Below are 4,788 nucleotides of genomic sequence, written 5' to 3'. Positions count from 1 at the left end.
GACCCGGACCCCTTCCGGTCGGCCAGCGCGAGCGCCGCTCCGCAGGGCTCGACGGACGATCCGTTCGCGCCGCTCCCGGCCTCCCCCCCGCAAGCCGATCCGTTCTCGACCTCGAGGTCGGAGCCGTCTTCGAGGTCGAACGACTGGGACGCGACCCCGGCAGATCCGTACGCGCCGGCCCCCGCACCCGGCCCCGCACTCGGCTCGGACCGTGCCGACCCGTTCGCGCAGAAGCCCTCGACCACGACGGACGACCCGTTCGAGTCGTACCAGGGCGCCGCGATCAGCTCCGGCGGCGGCTTCGACTCGGGCTTCCACTCGCCGCAGAACTCCGGCCTCGAGGTCGAGCTTCCCAAAGCGTTCGGCGCCGAGGAGACGCTGGCCGGCGCGTTCACGCCCGTCTTCTCGCTCATCCTGCAGATCCGGTCGGCCCAGGACCTGGGCGACCCGACGGCATTGCGACAGCGCATCGAGGCCTTGCTGAGCGAGTCGGCCCAGCAGGCGCGACGCTTCGGAGCGACGGACTCCGATGTCGACGAGGCCACGTTCTGCCTCGTCGCCTTCCTCGACGAGGCGATCCTGGCCTCGGACTGGAACGGCCGCGACCGCTGGTCGGCCCAACCGCTCCAGCTCGCGCACTACGACCGGAACGACGCGGGCGAGCGGTTCTTCGACCGGCTCAAAGCGCTCTTGGACAGCGGCGGACGCCGCGACGTCCTCGAGGTCTACTACCTGTGCCTGGCGCTCGGCTTCAAGGGCCGCTACGCGATCCAGGGCCGCGAGGTCCTGCGCCGCTTGGTCGACGACCTCTACACACGCCTCTCGGCCAGCAACCAGCCCGGCGTGCTCTCGCCTCGAGGCACCTCTCGCGAGGCCGCCGCGCAAGCCGAGAAATCAGGCCTGCCGACCTGGGCGCTGTGGGCCGGGGCCGCCGTCCTCGTCGCATTGATCTACCTCGTCCTGAGCCTGATGCTCTCGAGCGCTGCCAACGAGACCTCCGACGAGCTCCGCACGCTGTCGGCTCAGACTGGGTAGCCCAACCATTATGTCTCCAAAACGGCTTCTCCGACCCGTCCTCGCCGCCGCCGGCGTCAGCGGCATTTTTATCATGCTCATCGTGGGAGGCGTCTCCCAGACGACGATCCTCTACCTACTGATTGGGCTCCTGGTCTCCATCGTGGCAGCCATCGCCGCGTGGGCGCGGAAGTCGCGCAAGAAGGGCGGCGGCATCGAGGACGCGCTCAAGGCGCAGTCCGAGCGTGAGGCGGCGTCCTACACACCGGACCGGAAGGCCGAGATCGACCGGATGCAGGAGTCGTTCGACCGGGCGCTCGCCCAGCTCAAGGCGTCGGAGCTCGGCGGCGACGGGCGCTTCGGCAAGGGCAAGAAGGCGCTCTACGCCTTGCCGTGGTACCTCATGGTCGGCCCTCCGGGCGCGGGCAAGACGACGGCGCTCTTGAAAAGCGGGCTGCGCTTCCCAGCCGGCGCCGAGCGCATCAAGGGCGTCGGCGGCACGCGCAACTGCGATTGGTTCTTTACCGACGAGGCGATCCTGCTCGACACCGCAGGCCGCTACACGACGGAGAACGAGGACCGCGACGAGTGGGACGCGTTTCTCGACACGCTCAAAATCAGCCGCCCCGACCGCCCGATCAACGGCATCATGGTCGCGATCAGCGCCCAGGACCTGTTGGGCGACGAGGTCGACCTTGAGGACCACGCCGACAACATCCGGCGCCGGATCGATGAGATGGTCCAGCAGCTCGGGTTGCGGCTGCCGGTGTACTTGGTCATCACCAAGACCGACCTGATCCCCGGCTTCGTCGAGTTCTTCGGCGAGCTCGACCGCGACGGGCGCGAGCAGATCTGGGGCGCGACCGTCGAGCCGTACTCGACGGCGGACCCGGCCGAGGTCGTGGAGCGCGAGTTCGACGGCATCATGGGCGCGCTCCGTCCCCACCGAACGGCCCGGCTGGCGCGCAACCTGCGCCGCGAGGAGCGTCAGCGCGTCTACGACTTCCCGCTCGAGTTCGCGTCGATGCGCGACCGGCTGGCCCGGTTCTCGTCGATCGTGTTCGCACCGAACCCGTTGTCCGAGGGCGCTCTCTTCCGCGGCTTCTACTTCACGAGCGGCACGCAGGAGGGTGCGCCCATCGACCGCGTCATCGGCGCCCTCGCTCAGCAGTTCGGGTTGCGCACGCCGCCGCCGCCGCGCGCACCTGCCGAGCCCAAGAGCTACTTCCTCAAGGACGTCTTTACAGACGTCGTCTTCCCGGACCGTTTCATCGCGCGACGGACCAAAAAGGCCGCCGGCGCAACGTGGCGGGCCATGACCAAGACGGGCCTGGCCGCCCTCGGCACGGCCGCCCTCATCGCCGTCCTGCTCGGCTTCGCCGGTGCCCGCAGCAACGCCCAGCTCCGCAGCGTCCTCGAGGCCGGCGAGCGTGCGTCCAACGTCACGTTCAACCCCGCCGGCGCCCGCTTCGACGACGTAAATCGGCTCGAGGGCTTGCGCCAGGAGGTCGACCGGCTCGAGGACCCGAGTGCCCTGTCGCGGACGCTCAAGCTTGGTCTGGGTCGCGGCAGCACTGTTCGTGAACCGGCCCAAGACCTCTACTACACGCGCACCCGCGATTTGGTGGGGGTGTACGCGATGGGCCAGCTCCGGTCGTCCCTCGAACAGGCTCGGTCGCTCAACCGGCCGGACACGACGGCCACCGCCGCAGGCGCGACCACGGCCTCGAGGCGCGCCGCACGTCGCGTCGAGATCGAGGAGAACCTCAAGGCCTACCTCTTGCTGACGACGAACGCGGACTCGCTCGCGTCGGACGAGGGCCTGCGCGCCGTGCTCAAGTCGCGGCTGGCCGAGATCACGCCCCGAGCCGCGCTGGGTGGCGGCGGAGACCGAGAGGCGATGACCGAGATCGTCACGCTCCAGACCGACGCCTTCGTCGACGGGCTGGCCGCCGGCCGCGTGCGCCCCTTCGAGGCCGACGACGCGTTGGTGCGGTCGGCCGTGGCCGTCATCGACGTCGCGCCCAGCCTCGAGGGGCTCTACGCCCGCATCCGACGCGAAGCACTCGCCCGGCTCCCGGACTTCGGGCTCTCCCGAGCCGTCAAGTCCGAGCACCTCGGCCTGTTTGCCCCGGCACGGTCCGTGCCGGGTTTTTTTACGCGTGACGGCTGGGACCGGGTCGTCAAGCAGAGGTTCGAGCAAGCCGCCGAGAACCCCGCCCGTGAGTTCTGGGTGACCGGCCGGACCGCCGCCGACCTCCCCCCGGAGCTCCGCGACCCGGACGCCGTCTACGACGCGCTGATGGCCCGGTACCAGACCGACTACGTCGACTCGTGGACCCGCTTTATGCACTCGGTCCGCTACAAACCTGCCGACGCCCTCGAGGCCGAGACGCGGCTCGCCATCCTGGGCTCGGCGACGGACTCGCCCATCGGCTGGTTGCTCGCGTCGGTCACCGACCAGACGACCCTGCCGGCCGAGGACACCGCGCCCCGCCAGAGCTTGATCGACCGGGCCGCGAGCGCCGTCGGCCTGGGCGGGGAGGCCGACTCGACCGCGTCCACCAACCCGATCGCCGACGCGTTCCGCGGCATCCACCGCCTAAACGCCAACGGACTCGCAGCTGGCGAGGCTGATGACGGGCTCTACGCCGCCCTCGAAAGCTTGTCCCAGTTCGGCCGCCGCATCGCGGGCGCTGCCGGGGACCCCGGCATGGCCGCCGACTTGTTGGCCGTCACCAAGGACGGCATCGAGCAGGGCACGCGCGGCATGGACCGCCAGACACGACAGAACCTGTTCTTCTCGCCGCTCGACATCTCCCAGACCGGCGCCGTCGCCGCGGCCTCCGAAGCCGCCGAGAGCGCCGCGTCCGAAGCCGCGTCCGAAGCCGTCCAGAGCGCGTACGCCATCGCCCTCGAGGCCTACACCGAGAAGATCGCCGGCCGGTACCCGTTCTCACCTCGCAGCGACCGAGATGCCGCCCTCGATGCTGCACAGGAGTTCTTCGACCCGAACGGAGGGGACCTCGCCACGCTCGCCGAAGCCCTCGGAGACGAAGGTGGATCGCGAGCGGTCCGCGCTGCCGTCGACAAGGGGATGGCGATTGGCCGAGCACTCTTCAACGGCGACATGACGTTCCGCCTCAAACCCGACCTGCCGACGTACTCGTCAGACGCGGCTCAGCGCGCGTTGTCTGCCGACGCGGTCGCGGTCGGCATTCACGGCACGAACGACGTGTACCGGCTCGGCAGCACACGCTTCGCCGACTTCCGCTGGCCCGGACAGCCGGGCGCCTTCGTCACCGTCCAGCGTTCCGGTGGCCCCCTCTCGAAGGAGTTCGAGGGAGACTGGGCCGTCTTCCGCCTGATGGACGCCGCCACGATCCGCGGCAGCGGCACCGTCTACGACGTCCAGTGGTCGTTCCGCGAGGGACAGAACACCGTGACGGCGGTCTACGAGATGCGGACGACGAGCGAGAACTCCCCGCTCGCCAACCCAAGCTCGGCCCTCCAGTTCACCCTCCCCCGCTCTGCCGAGTAGGCCCCCTGATCACGCCGCCGCCGCTCCCAGCGCGCCCGGCCCGGTCTTGTTCGGCAAGATCCCCGCTCGCGGCGACTTCGTGCGAGTGGGCACGCCGAGCCCCGTCCTCGAGGTCGTCGACGAGTTGAGCCAGCGGGCGCTGCGGTCCCGCTCGATCGACCGACCGGGGCCGCTCTACCGGGCCATCTTCGTCCCGAGACGAGGGGCGCACGCGTTCGTCGGCGCGCTCCGCC

Annotated in this window: 3 protein-coding genes; all 3 read left to right on the top strand. The window is 70.1% G+C overall.

Going from position 1 to position 4,788, the window contains the following annotated elements; genetic code table 11:
• On the top strand, positions 1 to 1,035 hold a 1,035-nt coding region (gene icmH / locus WBA11_RS09100), incomplete at its 5' end, for a type IVB secretion system protein IcmH/DotU (protein ID WP_424520383.1).
• Between the two features lie 73 nt (positions 1,036 to 1,108).
• Entirely contained in the window at positions 1,109 to 4,555 is a 3,447-nt protein-coding gene (gene tssM / locus WBA11_RS09095) for a type VI secretion system membrane subunit TssM (protein ID WP_424520382.1), read from the top strand.
• 46 nt (positions 4,556 to 4,601) lie between these two features.
• The coding region (locus WBA11_RS09090; RefSeq protein WP_424520381.1) for a TagF domain-containing protein at positions 4,602 to 4,788 on the top strand (187 nt) is incomplete at its 3' end.

Source organism: Rubrivirga sp. (assembly GCF_049648075.1).
In the GTDB taxonomy this organism is placed as follows: Bacteria; Bacteroidota; Rhodothermia; order Rhodothermales; family Rubricoccaceae; genus Rubrivirga.
This window is presented reverse-complemented; position numbering and strand designations above follow the sequence as displayed.

Excerpts from the sequence above, each read along its gene's own strand:
- tssM (WP_424520382.1), top strand. The coding sequence starts at position 1,109 with ATGCTCATCGTGGGAGGCGTCTCCCAGACGACGATCCTCTACCTACTG.